This window comes from Vibrio sp. ECSMB14106 (assembly GCF_000972265.1).
Lineage (GTDB): Bacteria > Pseudomonadota > Gammaproteobacteria > Enterobacterales > Vibrionaceae > Vibrio > Vibrio kanaloae.
Map to the genome: position 1 here is coordinate 20,760 of NZ_LAUM01000044.1, position 15,872 is coordinate 36,631.

16 protein-coding genes and 1 riboswitch are annotated in these 15,872 nt (G+C 44.9%); of the genes, 6 read left to right on the forward strand and 10 right to left on the reverse strand.

Annotation, left to right across the window (positions count from 1 at the left end):
- The first annotated feature begins 79 nt into the window (after positions 1-79).
- From WR49_RS19595 to WR49_RS19610, 4 genes are all read left to right on the forward strand, one after another.
- Positions 80-340: a BufA1 family periplasmic bufferin-type metallophore gene (locus WR49_RS19595; RefSeq protein WP_017055279.1), complete on the forward strand. Its 261-nt coding sequence runs from the start codon at positions 80-82 to the stop codon at positions 338-340.
- A gap of 64 nt (positions 341-404) precedes the next feature.
- Entirely contained in the window at positions 405-1,265 is an 861-nt protein-coding gene (gene bufB / locus WR49_RS19600; RefSeq protein WP_046225133.1) for an MNIO family bufferin maturase, read from the forward strand.
- The gene (locus WR49_RS19605; protein WP_046225134.1) at positions 1,262-2,029 is read left to right on the forward strand and encodes an HvfC/BufC N-terminal domain-containing protein; all 768 of its coding nucleotides are present in this window, start codon (positions 1,262-1,264) and stop codon (positions 2,027-2,029) included. Before bufB ends, WR49_RS19605 begins: the two co-directional genes overlap by 4 nt.
- Position 2,030: 1 nt before the next feature.
- A complete protein-coding gene (locus tag WR49_RS19610; RefSeq protein ID WP_046225135.1) occupies positions 2,031-2,489 on the forward strand; it encodes a DoxX family protein in 459 nt (152 codons plus the stop codon).
- Between the two features lie 89 nt (positions 2,490-2,578).
- Here the strand turns inward: WR49_RS19610 and tsrA are convergent, their stop codons facing one another.
- Positions 2,579-2,860 carry an H-NS-like global regulator TsrA gene (gene tsrA / locus WR49_RS19615; protein WP_017055283.1) on the reverse strand — a complete coding sequence of 94 codons (282 nt, stop codon included), beginning with the start codon at positions 2,858-2,860 and terminating at the stop codon, positions 2,579-2,581.
- Positions 2,861-2,962: 102 nt separating this feature from the next.
- Entirely contained in the window at positions 2,963-4,162 is a 1,200-nt protein-coding gene (locus WR49_RS19620; protein ID WP_046225138.1) for a multidrug effflux MFS transporter, read from the reverse strand.
- A 101-nt stretch (positions 4,163-4,263) separates the two neighbouring features.
- On the opposite strand from WR49_RS19620, the gene WR49_RS19625 reads away from it, so the two are divergent.
- Positions 4,264-5,205: a LysR substrate-binding domain-containing protein gene (locus WR49_RS19625; protein WP_017055285.1), complete on the forward strand. Its 942-nt coding sequence runs from the start codon at positions 4,264-4,266 to the stop codon at positions 5,203-5,205.
- 118 nt (positions 5,206-5,323) lie between these two features.
- Complete coding sequence (locus WR49_RS19630) at positions 5,324-7,114, forward strand: aminopeptidase P family protein (protein WP_017055286.1); 1,791 nt, start codon at positions 5,324-5,326, stop codon at positions 7,112-7,114.
- 156 nt (positions 7,115-7,270) lie between these two features.
- Here the strand turns inward: WR49_RS19630 and thiH are convergent, their stop codons facing one another.
- The 8 genes from thiH to WR49_RS19670 form a co-directional block, all read right to left on the reverse strand.
- A complete protein-coding gene (gene thiH, locus WR49_RS19635; protein WP_017055287.1) occupies positions 7,271-8,398 on the reverse strand; it encodes a 2-iminoacetate synthase ThiH in 1,128 nt (375 codons plus the stop codon).
- 7 nt (positions 8,399-8,405) lie between these two features.
- Positions 8,406-9,170 (reverse strand): thiazole synthase, encoded by a 765-nt coding sequence (locus WR49_RS19640; protein WP_046225136.1) that lies wholly within the window; start codon positions 9,168-9,170, stop codon positions 8,406-8,408.
- 2 nt (positions 9,171-9,172) lie between these two features.
- Positions 9,173-9,382 carry a sulfur carrier protein ThiS gene (gene thiS / locus WR49_RS19645; RefSeq protein WP_017055289.1) on the reverse strand — a complete coding sequence of 70 codons (210 nt, stop codon included), beginning with the start codon at positions 9,380-9,382 and terminating at the stop codon, positions 9,173-9,175.
- Positions 9,379-10,161, reverse strand: a complete 783-nt coding sequence (locus tag WR49_RS19650; protein WP_017055290.1) for a HesA/MoeB/ThiF family protein — start codon at positions 10,159-10,161, stop codon at positions 9,379-9,381. The genes thiS and WR49_RS19650 overlap by 4 nt, the downstream gene beginning before the upstream one ends.
- A complete protein-coding gene (locus WR49_RS19655; protein WP_017055291.1) occupies positions 10,151-11,443 on the reverse strand; it encodes a thiamine phosphate synthase in 1,293 nt (430 codons plus the stop codon). The genes WR49_RS19650 and WR49_RS19655 overlap by 11 nt, the downstream gene beginning before the upstream one ends.
- Complete coding sequence (thiC, locus tag WR49_RS19660) at positions 11,443-13,392, reverse strand: phosphomethylpyrimidine synthase ThiC (protein ID WP_017055292.1); 1,950 nt, start codon at positions 13,390-13,392, stop codon at positions 11,443-11,445. Before thiC ends, WR49_RS19655 begins: the two co-directional genes overlap by 1 nt.
- 130 nt (positions 13,393-13,522) lie before the next feature.
- Positions 13,523-13,621: riboswitch (TPP riboswitch) on the reverse strand.
- Between the two features lie 62 nt (positions 13,622-13,683).
- Positions 13,684-14,067: a fluoride efflux transporter CrcB gene (gene crcB, locus WR49_RS19665; protein ID WP_017055293.1), complete on the reverse strand. Its 384-nt coding sequence runs from the start codon at positions 14,065-14,067 to the stop codon at positions 13,684-13,686.
- Positions 14,068-14,167: 100 nt separating this feature from the next.
- Positions 14,168-15,550: a multicopper oxidase family protein gene (locus tag WR49_RS19670; protein WP_046225137.1), complete on the reverse strand. Its 1,383-nt coding sequence runs from the start codon at positions 15,548-15,550 to the stop codon at positions 14,168-14,170.
- Positions 15,551-15,872 lie beyond the last annotated feature (322 nt).

Below are 15,872 nucleotides of genomic sequence, written 5' to 3' on the forward strand. Positions count from 1 at the left end.
GCCTATCTTCTTAGGTAAGCACGTTAACAATTCATTAACCTGCGATGCGTAAATAATATTAAATTTAGAGGGAATGACTATGAAAAGTTCTAATCTTGCTGTTACAGCTGCCATCACAAGTGTACTCGCGTTCGGCGGTGCCGTTCTTACATCAGCACCCGCGGAAGCAGCAGCAAAAGAAAAATGCTACGGCGTGGCAAAAGCTGGCCAAAATGATTGTGCAACCAAAACAAGTTCGTGTGCAGGTACAGCAAAAGAAGACAACCAATCCGATGCATTCGTAGTCGTTCCTAAAGGACTGTGTGGCAAATTATCGGGTGGTAGTACTCAACCATCATAATTGAGCTGCTTAGTATGGTGGGCTGATATTCAGCTCACCTCCACTTTCCATTAGGAGAACCGTTGTGACTCAAACTCTTCATTCCAACGCAGGGGTTGGCCTTAGAACACCACACTTGGACTTCTTTAGCCAAAATCCAGCTTTAGTGAGTTGGTTAGAGGTTCACAGCGAAAACTACTTTTTAGTTCAGTCACTGCAACGCCAACAACTCAGAAAAATTCGTAATACCCACAACATCAGTTGTCACGGTGTAGGACTGTCTCTCGGTTCCGTTGAGCGCATCAATCAACATCATCTTGTGCAATTGAAAGAGCTCATTGATGATATCGAACCCTTCTTGATTTCCGATCATCTCAGCTGGAGTCAGACTGGTGGTCATTACTTCAATGACTTGTTACCGCTGCCTTATACCGAAGAAGCGCTAGCAGTCTTTTGTCGCAATGTCATCGAGGTACAAGACAGCCTGCAACGCCCTATGCTGATTGAGAACCCATCGAGCTACCTTGCCTTCAAACATTCAACCATCCCAGAATGGGAATTTTTCACTGAGGTACAGAAGCGCACCGAGTGTCGTCTACTGCTCGATTTCAATAATATTTTTGTCTCATCTTTTAATCATGGCTTCAGCTGTGAAGAGTATCTAAGTGGAATACCGGCAGACAAAGTGGAAGAGATTCACTTGGCAGGTTTCACGAAGAAGAAACTCGAACAAGGTGAGATCTGGATAGACACCCACAGTAAACCTGTCTGTGATGAAGTGTGGCAGCTGTACACCCAATGGATACAGCAACACGGTTCGCGCCACACCTTGATTGAATGGGATCTCGATATCCCAGAGCCACAAGTTTTATTGGCTGAAGCAACCAAAGCCAGTGACATCTTGTATCAACACGACAAGTTCATTCAAAGGAGTCGCGCATCATGAGCCACTCCCTAGCAAAAGTTCAATCGGAATTTGCTAACGCCCTACGCTACCAAAACAGTGGTGAGCATTGCGACATAGTGAGCGACCATTTTACAGATGAACAGCAAATCCAGATTTACCGCAATAACTTTGTGATCAGCTTGAGCGAAGTACTCGCTGCAACCTACCCTCTCACTGAAATGCTGGTTGGTGAAGAGTGCTTCCAACAGATGGCTCGTCAGCATGTCTTAAATTATCCACCAACCTCTGGTGATGTCAGTGGTTACGGTGAACACTTTGAACAAACCATACAAGCCTTTCCTGCCGTTATTGAGGCTGCACCTTACCTTTGCGAAGTGGCTTTTTATGAATGGCAGAAAGACAGCTTGGTAAGGTTTACGTCACAAGTACATGTCGACCAGAGGCCTCTTTCTTATTTAGCGGATGTATCACAAGAACAACAAGGCGCTATAGTTTTCCATCTCAAAGACTCAATAACACTAATCAATTCTAGCTATACGATTATCGCGCTTGAGCAAGCTATCTACCAGCAACAACTCGATGGGTTAGACATCAATCAAGCTGAGTTTGGGGTATTAATCCGAGCTGAGAATTCACAGGTTGAGAGCCATGGTTTAAGTAAAGAAAGCCACCAACTCCTCACTGAATTGCAATCAGGTCGAACACTCTCAGCTATCGATCCTTTACTACTACAACATCTGAATGCTGTCATGGCGCTTAACGTCATCTCAGGTTTTTCAATCAATGCCGAATGGGAGACATAACATGGATAACAACACAATCACGAACATGATGGCTCAATACGACAGTTTGATTGAGAAATCACAGGCACTTTTTGTTCCAGTGCTTCTGCTATTTTGTCGCCTTTGGGTGGCGTGGGTGTTCTTTAATTCTGGGCTGACTAAGATAGCAACTTGGGATAGCACTCTTTACTTATTTGAGTTGGAGTACCAAGTACCGCTACTGCCTTGGGAATTAGCCGCTTACATGGGTACTGCCGCTGAATTGATTTTACCGGTGTTCTTAGCGATCGGTTTATTAACACGACCGATGTCTGCGGTGCTATTCGTTTTCAATATCATTGCTGTTGTATCTTACCCTGTGTTGTGGGCACAAGGCTTCTACGATCACCAGCTTTGGGGATTAATGATTCTTATCGTTATCGTATGGGGCGCAGGGCCATTCTCGCTTGATAGAACGTTGAAATCTCAGTTCAGGGGCTAGAGTGCTTTTGCATAGCCCTTAAACTTACTTATGCTTCGAGAACGCAAAAAGCCACTCAATAGAGTGGCTTCTTTTTTGACTGGGATAAATTATTTGCTTAGAAAAGCTTGTAGATCTTCGGCAGAGATACCTTGCTCGGCTAGCTCTTTTGCTAATAGCTGAACCTGCTCACCTTTACGAGACTCTATCACACGCTGAAATTGGTAAATGATATCTCGCAAAGTATCGATTGGAACTTGTTTTGCCGCACTGCGAATACGCTCTTCACTTTGGTTACCTAGCTCTTTAAGCAGTTTACCAAACATAACCTTTTCAGGTGCATCTTCCATTTGTTCTAAGATGCGCGCCATTTCGTAGGTTGTTAATGACATTACAGTATTTTCCGTTGGGTACTAACGTTTCAATGAGTGACAAATATACCATGTTTTAGGGTTTCGAAAACCGCCATTTGTATATTTTGTCACCCTTGTAAATTATGCCTTGGCAAACGTCGTATGCCACGACCTACCCGCTTTGCTCGCAAGCACTAACAAAGCTGGAACAATCAGGAGCATTTGCAGCGCAATCATCACCTGTGATGTTAAATCAAGACGTTGCATGGTACCCACAAGAAGTCCGGAACCACTCATTTGGAATAAGCCAAGTAGCGCAGCAGCTGTACCCGCACGGTCACCAAAAGGTTCTAGAGCTTTGCCTGCCGCTGCACCAAGAATCCAAGCAAAGCCTACCGACGATAAGAAGATCGGTAACATGAACGCGATAGCCGTGGCTTGATTTGCAAGCACCAGCATAATCACACCCGCTAAGCCAAGCATTGAGATACCAACAATAAGCGCCCTGTAAGTACCAAAACGATCCATGAACTTAGGAGCGGTAAAGGCTGCCGCAATATTAATAACCGCGTTAACACCAAACCACAAGGTAAACTCATTCATCGTCAAACCTAGGTTTTCCATCAGCACAACCGGTGCAGAAGTAACATAAGCAAGAATGACTGCCATCGCCATCAAACACAATGTCGCATGGAAGATGAACGATGGTGTTTTCAATACCGACCAGTAACGCTCAAGCTTGAACACCGCAACCTTTTCTGTGGTGGGGTTAGACTCTTTCATCTGAAAAAACAAAACACCGCCAACGACTACGGCGAAGCCAGCCATAAAGCTGAAGTTTGAGCGCCAACCAAACTCTTGAGTAAGCCAAGCACCAAGAATAGGAGCCAACGCAGGAATAAAGCAGATCGCACCATTAAGGTAACTGATCATTCGACCACTCCTCTGAGGGCCAAATAGATCGCGAACCGTTGCAAAGGCTGCTACAGAAGTCGCACAAGCTCCTAAGCCTTGTAGCAGCCGAGCTATTAGCATCATATCAATCGATTGAGCTGCCCACGCCAAGCAAGCACTCAATGCATAGATACTAATACCTCCCAATGCAACGGTTCGACGTCCTAACTTATCAGCCAAAGGGCCAGCAAACAGTTGGCCGACACCCATGGCAAATAAAAACCAAGTTATCGTATCTTGTGCTAGTGCATGTTCCACGTGAAACGCTGTCGAAATTTGTGGCAGAGCTGGTAAATAGATATCAATAGCCAAAGGGCTAAATAGAACCAACATTGCCAATAAAGCAACCTGCAGTTTACTAGGGGTTGGAAGCGCGTTAGAAGGCACAAGATTCTCCGGATGAGTTAATTTCGATGCATAATAACCAACTAAAGATATGAACAAAAATGGCATATACTCATTAGCATTATTCCAAATAGGAAACTCACATGAATATAGAAAAACTGTCACGCCTCGACCTAAACTTATTAGTTTGTCTTCAGGTACTGATAGAAGAGCTGAGTGTCACTCGCACCGCACAACGTTTGTGCTTGAGCCAATCAGCGGTGAGTAAGTCATTAGCAAAACTTCGTGAGCAATTTAATGACCCCCTTTTCACACGCAGTGCTCATGGTCTACGACCAACACCAAAAGCGGTTTTCCTCAAACCTCGATTAGAAACGTTGATCAACCAGCTTGATGTACTTACCCAACCAGAGACTTTTACTCCCAATAACAGCGACCACAGTTTTCATATTGCGGCTGTAGAAAGTGTCTACCCGCTGATTCTTCCTCACTTTTTACCTGCGATATTTAGGCAGGCCCCAAAAGTTAACATCAACACTCACACTTGGTCAGAACAAACGTTTAAAAAACTACAGCTTGGTGAGTTGGATATAGGTCTAACGGGAAAAGACATAGACATCAACGATGCTAGGCTAACCATGCAGCCACCGGATGATATCTGTGAGCAAGAGATCTATCGTGACGCGCAAATGTGTGTACTAAGACGTAACCACCCAGCCTTAACTGGCAAATGGGACTTAGGTACTTACCTTGCACAACGGCATGTGCAAGTCAGGTGCGATGGAAATGACCGCTGGTTGCTAGATTATAAACTGGCAGACATGGGGCACCAACGTGATATCGCTATCTCGGTACCAGACTTCAATAGCGCCGCAAGCTTGTGTACTTATACTGATTTTGTATTTACGGCACCAAGCCACTTTACTTATCTTGTTGCCAAACAACTTGACCTAGTGGTGGTCCCTTTACCGATGGAATTCCCTCCGATGGCATACACTCTGTTTTGGCACCGTGACAGAGAAAACGACCCAGCATTAACTTGGCTGCGAGATATCATAAAAGAAAAAACCCTGCACCTTAGATAAAAATGGCGTTCAGTATTTGCAGCAAACGAACAAAAGCGCTAGCTTATTGACTTAGTCCCCTCATAGGTATCTCTACTGTGGGCGCTAATAAGGACCCTAACAATAAGGATAAACACAGATGCACAATACCACTGCTGAACGCGTTGCTGCGGTTCGATCTTGGCTTGAATCAAACCACTTAGATGCCGTGATCATTCCACACGAAGACGAATATCTAGGAGAATACGTTCCAGCTCATAACGAGCGACTGCATTGGTTAACCGGCTTCACTGGTTCTGCAGGTACAGCGGTTATCACTCGTGAGAAGGCTGCTATATTTGTTGATGGTCGCTATACCGTTCAGGTTCGTAAGCAGGTACCAGCAGAGTTGTTTGAATATCGCCACCTTATTGAAGAACCCGCTTTAGATTGGATCATCAATTCATTACCGCAAGGCAGTAAGGTTGCATTCGATCCGCGCATGCACACCTCAGCTTGGTTGAAAGGCACACAAGCAAAACTCGCAGATAAAGTGGAACTAACAGCACTCTCTTCTAATCCAATAGATCAGCTTTGGTCTGATCGCCCTGAACCTATCGTATCTGATGTACGCCTAATGGCAACAGACGCCGTTGGTCAGTCAAGTACAAGCAAGCGCGATGAGATTGCACGCATACTCAAGGCAAAAGGTGCTGATGCGGCTATTCTTACTGAACTCGATTCAATCTGTTGGTTGCTTAACATTCGTGGCTTGGATGTCTCTCGACTACCTGTTGTTTTATCCAACGCGATCATTCACGCCGATGAAAGCGTCGATTTCTTCTTAGACCCAGCGCGTATCCCTGCAGGCTTTGAAGCACACGTCGGTAATGGTATTCGTGTCTCTCATCCATCAGAGCTTAAATCCTGCCTTGAATCTTTAGCAGACAAAAATGTATCGGTCGATTCAGGTACCAGTAACGCTTGGTACACACTTGTTCTGCAAAATGCTGGCGCACATATCATTGAAGCAGCAGACCCATGCTTAATGCCAAAAGCCGCGAAGAATGAAACTGAAATTGCCGGTATGAAGGCGTGTCACATTCGTGATGGTGTTGCGATGGCGAAGTTCTTGTCTTGGATTGATGCAGAAGTGGCTCAGGGCAACCTACACAACGAAGCAGTCTTGGCTGACAAAGTACAATCATTCCGTGAACAAGATCCAACACTGATGGACCTAAGCTTTGACACAATATCAGCAGCTGGCGGAAACGCAGCAATGTGTCATTACAATCATGAAAACCAACCTGAACCAGGTCAGCTAGAAATGAATACTCTGTACCTAGTCGACTCAGGCGGTCAGTACCTAGATGGCACCACTGATATCACTCGCACTATCGCGATTGGCCAACCAAGCGACGAAATGATCCAGCAATTCACTCTCGCACTTAAAGGTCACATCGGTATTGCACGTGCTCGTTTCCCACAGGGTACTCGAGGTTGCCAACTGGATATCCTAGCGCGTCAGCACTTATGGGCTGAAGGGTTCGATTACGATCACGGTACTGGTCACGGTGTTGGGCATTTTTTAAGTGTTCATGAAGGTCCGCAAAGTATCTCTAAAAAGCTGGTTGACGTACCTCTTGTTGAAGGCATGGTGTTATCAAACGAGCCGGGTTACTACCGTACTGATGAGTTCGGTATCCGTATAGAAAACCTAGAGCTGGTTGTTGAGCTTCCAACTCAAGGTGACTTCTCAGTACTGACTTTTGAATCACTAACGCGTTGCCCTATCGATAAACGCAATATCAACGTCGATTTGCTAACACGACCTGAACTGGCATGGCTCAACGACTACCATCAAAAAGTATGGCACGATCTTAGCCCATTAGTTGAAGGTGATACGTTGGAATGGTTGCGCCAGTCAACGACTCCATTAGCTCACGCATAAGGTTTAGCTAGCTTATTAACTGAATCAAAACACACTTACTAAGTTAAATAAAAAGTGACAATAGAAAAACGGCTACCTAACAGGTAGCCGTTTCTGTTTGTATGTATCAATACATCTAAACTAATGTTTCACGTGGAACATTAATTTAGATGTTAACTAGCCAGAATAAGCACTGTGCCAATCTTTCCACACTGGGTCGAATCCTCGCCGACGAATCATCGACTCCACATCGGCAGCACTTCTCTCATCACTTATCTCAAACTGCTCAAGTTCTTCTTCGCCCGAAGCATAACCGCCAGGTTGGGTTTTCGAAGCCGCCGACATACTTGTTATTCCCAATGGCAACACATTGTCGCGGAAAGTTGCAGACTCACGAGTCGAAAGAGATAACTCAACCTCTGGGTTTAACAATCGATACGCGCAGATAAGTTGAACCAACTGTTTATCACTCATAACAGACTTAGGTTGTAGACCACCATTGGCATCTCCCCCCTCACAAGGACGAAGGCGCGGGAACGAAATTGAGTAACGAGTTTGCCAGTAAGTACGTTCTAGGTAATCTAAGTGAGCAGCAACAAAGAAGCAGTCGGTTCGCCAATCTTCCAAACCAATCAAGGCTCCAATACCTATCTTATCGATACCCGCCTTTGCCAATCGATCGGGAGTTTCGAGGCGGTACTCAAAATCCATTTTATTGCCACGCAGATGATGCTCCGCGTAGGTTCTTGGTTGATAGGTCTCTTGGTAAACCATCACCGCATCTAAGCCGAGAGTTTTAAGTTCTGCGTAATCATGCTGGTCAAGCGGCTGTACTTCCATCGCAAGGTAGTTGAATTGTTTTTTGATATTCGGCAACACCTGTCGGAAGTAATTCATTCCAACCTTAGTTTCATGTTCACCGGTGACCAACAAAACACTATCAAACTTCATCTTTTTAATAGCTGCACTTTCAGCATCAATTTCATCCAAGGTTAATGTACGACGCTTGATACGGTTCTCCATCGAAAAACCACAATACGTACACGCATTCGCGCACAAGTTAGATAGATACAAAGGAATATAAAGCGACATCGTATTACCGAACCGCTTACGCGTTAGCGCCAACGATTGTTGTGCCATCTGCTCTAAGTAAGGTTCTGCTGCCGGAGAGATCAAAGCCTTAAAATCTTCTAAGTCTCGTTTGGGTTTACTCAACGCGCGTTCAACATCCGCCGCCGTTTTACTGAAGATAGACATACCAATGTCGTCCCAGTTGAGCTGTTTAAATCGATCAACAAACGTCATAGTAATACTACTCGTCTAAGAATGAGGTTAGCGGGCTTGAAGCAACCGCGTGAGATACCTGACCAGCGAGACCTGCAAGGTAAGCCATACGACCTGCTTCAACTGCCAACTTAAAGGCAATCGCCATTTCAACAGGCTGTTGAGAGGCAGCAATCGCGGTGTTAACTAACACAGCGTCCGCCCCCATTTCCATTGCACGAGCAGCATGAGATGGCGCACCAATACCAGCGTCAACAATCACAGGGACGTTCGCTTGGTCGATAATGATCTCTAAGAAGTCTGCAGACGCAATCCCCTTATTTGAACCAATCGGCGCGCCTAGCGGCATAACGGCAGCACAGCCTACCTCTTCTAACCGCTTACACAGAACAGGGTCAGCGTGGCAATAAGGCAACACAACAAAGCCATCTTTAACCAACTGCTCAGCAGCGTTAAGTGTCTCAATGGGGTCTGGCATTAAGTACTTTGGATCCGGGTGAATCTCAAGTTTTAGCCAGTTTGTGCCTAGTGCTTCACGAGCCAAATGCGCAGCAAAGATGGCATCTTTTGCATTCTTCGCACCAGAGGTATTCGGAAGTAAATTGACGCCAGCATCAATAATGGGCTGCAAAATATCATCTTGCTCAGAGCGAATATCCACTCTCTTCAACGCCATAGTTGCCAGTTGAGAGCCTGACGCTTCGATCGCACTCGCCATAAAATATTTGTTTGCAAACTTGCCGGTTCCAGTGAAGAGTCGTGATTGAAACGTTTTATCTGCGATGGTTAACATGGTTAGCCCCCTGCAATCGCTTGGAAAAGAGAGATGGAATCGCCTTCGTTGACGATGGTTTGTTGCCATTGGCTACGCGGTACAACCGCATTATTGATAGCAAATACACAGCCCAAATCAGGTAGCGATAGTGCTTGGATGATGTCTGAGAGAGACGATGATTGCGCGACCTGCTCTGGTTGCTCGTTTATAGAAATAGTTATGTTACTCATTGTGCTTCTTCTTCTAAGTGTTGGGTCGCCGATGTATTGCAAACTGGACATTCGCTATCTTGAGTGACCATCAGGCTTTGCCAGTTCATGCTCTGGCCATCGAACAACTTAAGCTGATGTGTTGCGACTTTAAACTCGCCACTGCTAACACGCTGAATCGCAGCAAGAGCTTGGAGGTTGCCTATCGTGCCGACCACTGGGCCAATTATGCCGCTATCACTACAGCGCGTTGTTTGTGGATGATGATCGAACGGAAACAGGCAGTGGTAACACCCTTTCTGGTTCTGATAATCAAAGACAATAAATTGACCTTTCCAACCGATTGCAGAACCTGATATCAAAGGTGAATTAGCTTTGAAACATGCTTGGTTAACCTGCTGGCGTGAAACGAAGTTGTCAGTGCAATCCAACACGAGATCAGCCAACATCACTTCTAATTCAAGCTGGCTTTCACTCATTCGTTGATTGATGGTTCTTACTTGGCTGCGGCCATTGAGATCATTCAGTTGTTGTTTAAGAGCTTCGACCTTAGGTGAACCTAATTGGCTTTCCTTAAACGCTACCTGCCTCTGCAAGTTAGACGAATCCACACAATCATCATCGACCAATACGATCCTTCCGACACCAGAAGCTGCGAGATAGAGAGCAGCAGCATTACCCAAACCACCACAACCAATCACCAACACGTGGCTGTTTAACAGATTTCGTTGCCCTTGCTCACCAACCTCAGGTAATGCAATTTGTCGTTGGTAACGAATAAACTCAAAGTCACTCAACATAGCTAGGCTCCCGCATAACCTCTTTATTAGTCGTTGAAGAGTTAGAGGTCATCAGCTTATCGAAAAACTCGACAACTTGTTTTGGGTCTTCTGCTAATGTAATCGCACGTACAACCGCCAAACTCGAGACACCACAATCCCAAACCTGCGCAGCTGCCGATTGGTCAATACCGCCAATAGCCACCGTCGGATAACCAACAAGCTTTTCTGTGTATGGGATGGTATCAATTAGCTGTTGGTACAAAGACAAACGCACCAAGCCTTGGGGCTTGGATGGCATCTGTTTCGTCGTGGTCGGAAATATATGGCCTAGTGCAATGTAGCTTGGATTGATTTGGACGATGCGTAACAACTCATAATAACCATGAGTCGATAGACCGATCTTAATACCCGCTAGGCTAAGTTGGGAAAGGTTTGATTCTTCAATATCCTCTTGCCCCAGGTGCACACCAAAAGCACCATACTTGAGTGCAAGCTGCCAGTAATCGTTAATAAAAACCTGAGCGTTATGTTCTCGACCAAGTTCGATCGATCGTGCGACTTGTTGCTCTAAGTCGGCTTGCTGCGGGTTCTTAATACGCAGTTGGATTGTGTTGATTCCAAGCTTAAGCAATCTTTCTATCCACTCAGCATCATCAACCACCGGGTATAAGCCGAGGCTATCTTTGCTCAACTCAGGGAAAGAAAGTGATGTCCCTTGGTTAGCCCAACCAACACTGATATCCAGTCGTTCGTCTTCTAGAACAGGGATAGGAAAATTTTGATAATGTGCTGGCCATGTTCCACGTGAAACATTCGACGCTGCGCGAGCTAAAACCAGTGCGTCTTCCAATGGAAATTCCAGCGCCAACAAAGTAAGTAACCAAGCAAAGTGGCTACGACTATCTAACTCTTGATGAGCTGTACTTTCGCTCTTGATAACACGATTAGAACCTAAGTGTGACCAGAGATCCAGTACAGCTGAATCATCTGAGACACCGATATAAATGGTATTCGGAGTTTGTGTAAAGGCATCACAAACGTCAACTAGCGAAACTGAATTGCTGTAATCAATAATATGGTTCAGTTGCGCTAACTTGCACTCCGCCAATAAATCAACATCATGAACAAAGCCAATAGATAACACCTGCTGAGCATCAACGATAGAGAAGTATTGAGTCGGGCTTACACCCAACTCAACTGCATCGGTTGCCAAGCCTTGTCGCTTAGCAACCAATAGACAGTTTTGAACCTCCCCCGTTAACTCGATGTATTGAGATGGGATGAGAATCTTCACTGTCATTATTCCTCTAATTGAGCTTCTTTTGCACTTACTGCAGGGTGATAAAGTTCAGAGCCAGTATCACGGAACTCTTTTGATTTCTGACGCATCCCTTCCAACGGGTTATCCAACATCTTGATCTCGATAGCCTGATCAGCAGCCACTTGTTCGGTGTCTTTCGCGTACTCTCGAACTTCTTGAGAGATCTTCATTGAGCAAAATTTAGGGCCACACATTGAGCAGAAGTGGGCAACCTTGCCCGACTCTTGCGGCAAAGTTTCATCATGGAAAGAACGCGCAGTTTCCGGATCTAAAGCTAGATTAAATTGGTCTTCCCAACGGAATTCAAAACGTGCTTTAGATAATGCATTATCTCGGATTTGTGCACCCGGATGTCCTTTAGCCAAGTCTGCAGCATGTGCTGCCAGCTTGTAAGTAATCAAGCCAGTCTTAACATCTTCTTTATTTGGTAAGCCTAGGTGCTCTTTAGGGGTTACATAACAAAGCATCGCGCAACCGTACCAACCAATCATGGCCGCGCCAATACCAGAGGTAATATGGTCGTAACCAGGGGCAATATCTGTCGTCAGCGGGCCTAACGTATAGAAAGGCGCTTCATGGCAGTGCTCCAACTGCTCATCCATATTCTCTTTGATAAGATGCATAGGTACATGTCCAGGACCTTCAATGATCACCTGAACGTCGTATTCCCAAGCCACTTTAGTTAACTCACCTAGAGTACGTAACTCCGAGAATTGAGCCTCATCGTTGGCATCTGCAATAGAGCCAGGACGCAGACCATCACCTAGTGAAAGAGCTACATCGTACTTCGCACAGATCTCACAGATCTCACGGAAGTGGGTATAGAGAAAACTTTCTTGGTGATGGGCAAGACACCATTTCGCGATAATAGAGCCACCACGAGAGACAATGCCAGTCACACGTTTAGCCGTCATAGGCACGTAGCGAAGCAGTAAGCCTGCGTGAATAGTGAAGTAATCAACGCCCTGCTCTGCTTGCTCAATCAAGGTGTCACGCATGACTTCCCAATTAAGGTCTTCGGCTACACCATTCACTTTTTCAAGCGCTTGATACATAGGAACCGTACCAATCGGCACAGGGCTATTGCGAAGGATCCATTCACGAGTCTCGTGGATATTACGGCCGGTAGAAAGGTCCATTACGGTATCGCCGCCCCAGCGAGTCGACCATACTAGCTTCTCAACTTCTTCTTCAATCGAAGAGCTTACAGAAGAGTTACCGATATTGGCGTTCACTTTCACTAAGAAGTTTCGACCAATAATCATTGGTTCTGATTCTGGGTGGTTGATGTTTGAAGGGATAATAGCTCGACCTTCAGCAACCTCTTGACGCACGAACTCAGGGGTAATTTCTTTCGGTAGGTTTGCGCCAAAGTTATGGCCAGGGTGTTGGTGGTTCAGCTGCTCATCAGCAAACTTCTGACGTCCCATGTTCTCACGTATCGCAATGTACTCCATCTCAGGAGTGATTATACCCTGACGAGCATAATGCAGTTGAGTCACACATTGATCGCCAGTCGCGCGACGAATTCTAGGCAGATTACCGTAACGAAGGTCGTCTAGGGTGTCATCTTCTAAACGTTCTTTGGTGTAAACAGAGCTTACATCATCGAGCAGTTCCGTATCGCCACGCTCTTCAATCCATTGCTCTCGCAACTTAGGAAGGCCGCTGTAAAGGTCTATTTCATGTGTAGGATCGGTATAAACACCTGAGGTATCGTAGACATGAATAGGCTCGTTAGGCTCGAATACGGGCTCTTTTTTGCTACCACCAACCAGGCTATCAGCGAGTGATATTTCTCGTACAGGGACTTGAAGGTCCTCTCGAGATCCTTGAATGTAAGCCTTTTTCGAATTTGGGTAAGGTTGTACGGATAAAGAATCAATGAAATTCTTCGCTTCCAGTCTTGCTTGTTTACGACTCGACATAGCATTTTTCCTTGGCTTTTAGCCATTATTTATAGGGATAAAAAATGCTTGACGGATTAGATGCTACAAGAGGGATCACGGTAAGAAATACAGTTGTGATCTGGAGATAGATCTCTAGAAGGTTTCTAGTTAGATATCTACTCTTGTTCCCTTCGCAGGTATTAGCCTGATCAGGTTCAACGGATCCCGAGTTAACGGTCTCAGCCATATGGCACTCCGACAAGTATGATCGAGTATATAAAAACGGCTTAGATAAACCAAGCCGAGTTGTTAACAAATCGTAAAAAAACTTTAAGACTTTATCAAAAGTTGGAAGCCGATCCATGCTGCTGAGATACTGAGAACCACATTGAGCAGTACATTGATCCCCATCTTAAAAAATGCACCCTGCTGCATAAGAAGCACGTTATCCATCGAAAATGTAGAAAACGTCGTCAGTGCACCTAGGAAACCTAGGCCGATAATCTGTCTCCATGGTTCCGTTGCGAGTATCTCATTTTCAAATGCCGCAATAAGTAATCCCATAATAAAGGAACCAATAACGTTAACGGTGAGCGTACCAAAAGGAAAACCACGCCCTAACATCACCGCACATAACTCTGAAATCAAATAACGTGAGCAAGCACCAAACGCCCCACCAATGGCAATAAAACCTAAAATAGATAACTGACCCATGACTCCTCCCAAACAGTATCCCCTACATTCTAACTTTACCGCCGATAAAAGCGAGGGTAGAAACTAAGAATGCATGCGCAAATATTAAACGTTACAGGTGTCACTTAACTTCAATATATCCCATTAAACCCGTTTTCATGTGTTCTATAACATGACAGTGATACATCCAGCGCCCAGGATTGTCTGCAACAAATGCGGCTTTAGCTCGGCCATTTTTTCCAAGTAACACTGTATCGGTATGGAAAGGCTCTTCAACTTTCTTCCCATCAAGTTCCAATACAGTGAATGTATGACCGTGAATATGAATCGGGTGATGATATTGAGTGACGTTCTTAAGATCGAATATATAGGTTTTACCCAATTCTAAAGTCGCCAACGGTTCAGGAATATTATCTTTGCTCATCCCCTCCCATGCTCGTTTATTAGTTAGCCAAAACTTAGGCATAGATTTTCCATCTTTAGATACTGGAGAAACCGCCCCTTCCCATTCAAATAAAAAGTCTATTTCTTCTGCATTAGCAAGATCTAGGTTAGGTACTGGATTCAATGGTAATACTGGTAATGCTCGCTCTTGAGTAAATTCGGAACCTAAGACTTCAAATTGACACAAAGAAAATGGGAAACGCCCCTTCATCTGGAGAACGTTAACTCGGTCACCAGCTTTAGGTGCTATTAGCCCGAGATCAACACGCATACCTGGGCCTATTTTATGTTGAGTCAGCTTATAGGGTGTCTTTACAGGGTTGCCATCGATAGCAATGACCCATGCTTCAGCCCCTTCAATAGAAATTGGATAGGTAATCGTGTTATCAACATTAGCGATACGCAGCCTGGTCGTTGCATGTTGTTTTAACCGATAAACAGGCTCATGTATTCCATTAACGCTACTCCACTCTCCTGGCGTGCCCATGCGAGCGCTGAGGCGTGGGATCATTAGATCTTTCCATTGGCCTTTCTTATCGATATGCCAATGTTTAAGCATCAGTGCGTGCTCTTCATCAAACTGCACTGGGATGCTCTCCTCAACGATAATTAGACCAACCAAGCCCATACCAAGCTGTTTAACACTGTTCATATGTGGGTGATACCAAAACGTACCAGCATCTGGTGGCGTAAATTCATAAATAAAGGTTTCACCCGGCATGATCGGTGACTGGCTCAAGAAAGGAACCCCGTCCATTTCGATTGGAATTCGCAGACCATGCCAGTGAATGGTCGTCGGCTCTGAAAGCTTATTCGTAAAACGAATTGTGACCTTTTCCCCCTGTCGACAACGAATAGTCGGCGCTGGAATCTGCCCATTAAAGCCTAGAATATTAGTCTCAAACCCCGTCACGAGTTCAGCGGTTGAAGGCTCTGCCGTTAGGTCATAAACATACTTTCCTTGTTCATAAACCACCCGTTTCATAGAGCAAGCAGGCAGTACAGTGAGTGCAGATATAGCGAGAGATGATTGAATAAACTTACGACGGGAAATATCCATATTTGTTGCCTTTTAGTAATAACAACTAAAATGTAACAAAATATTGAGAATAATTCTCATAAAGAAGCATAGTTTGTACTGTTAGTTACTTATAACAGCGACTGAGATAAGTAAGCACTTACATTTTAAGACTATATTTTAGTAAAGGTAGGAATTATCGACTAAAAATTCGAACAAATATAAAGCAAAAAAGCCCCAGCATTTTTGCTGAGGCTTTGTATATGATATAGGTGGAAGTTTAGATTCCTAACACGCTCTGTTTTGGTAAGTCGGGGAATCCGCTGCTCTGCCAATTGGAGCTACACCCCTAAAACTTTATCTT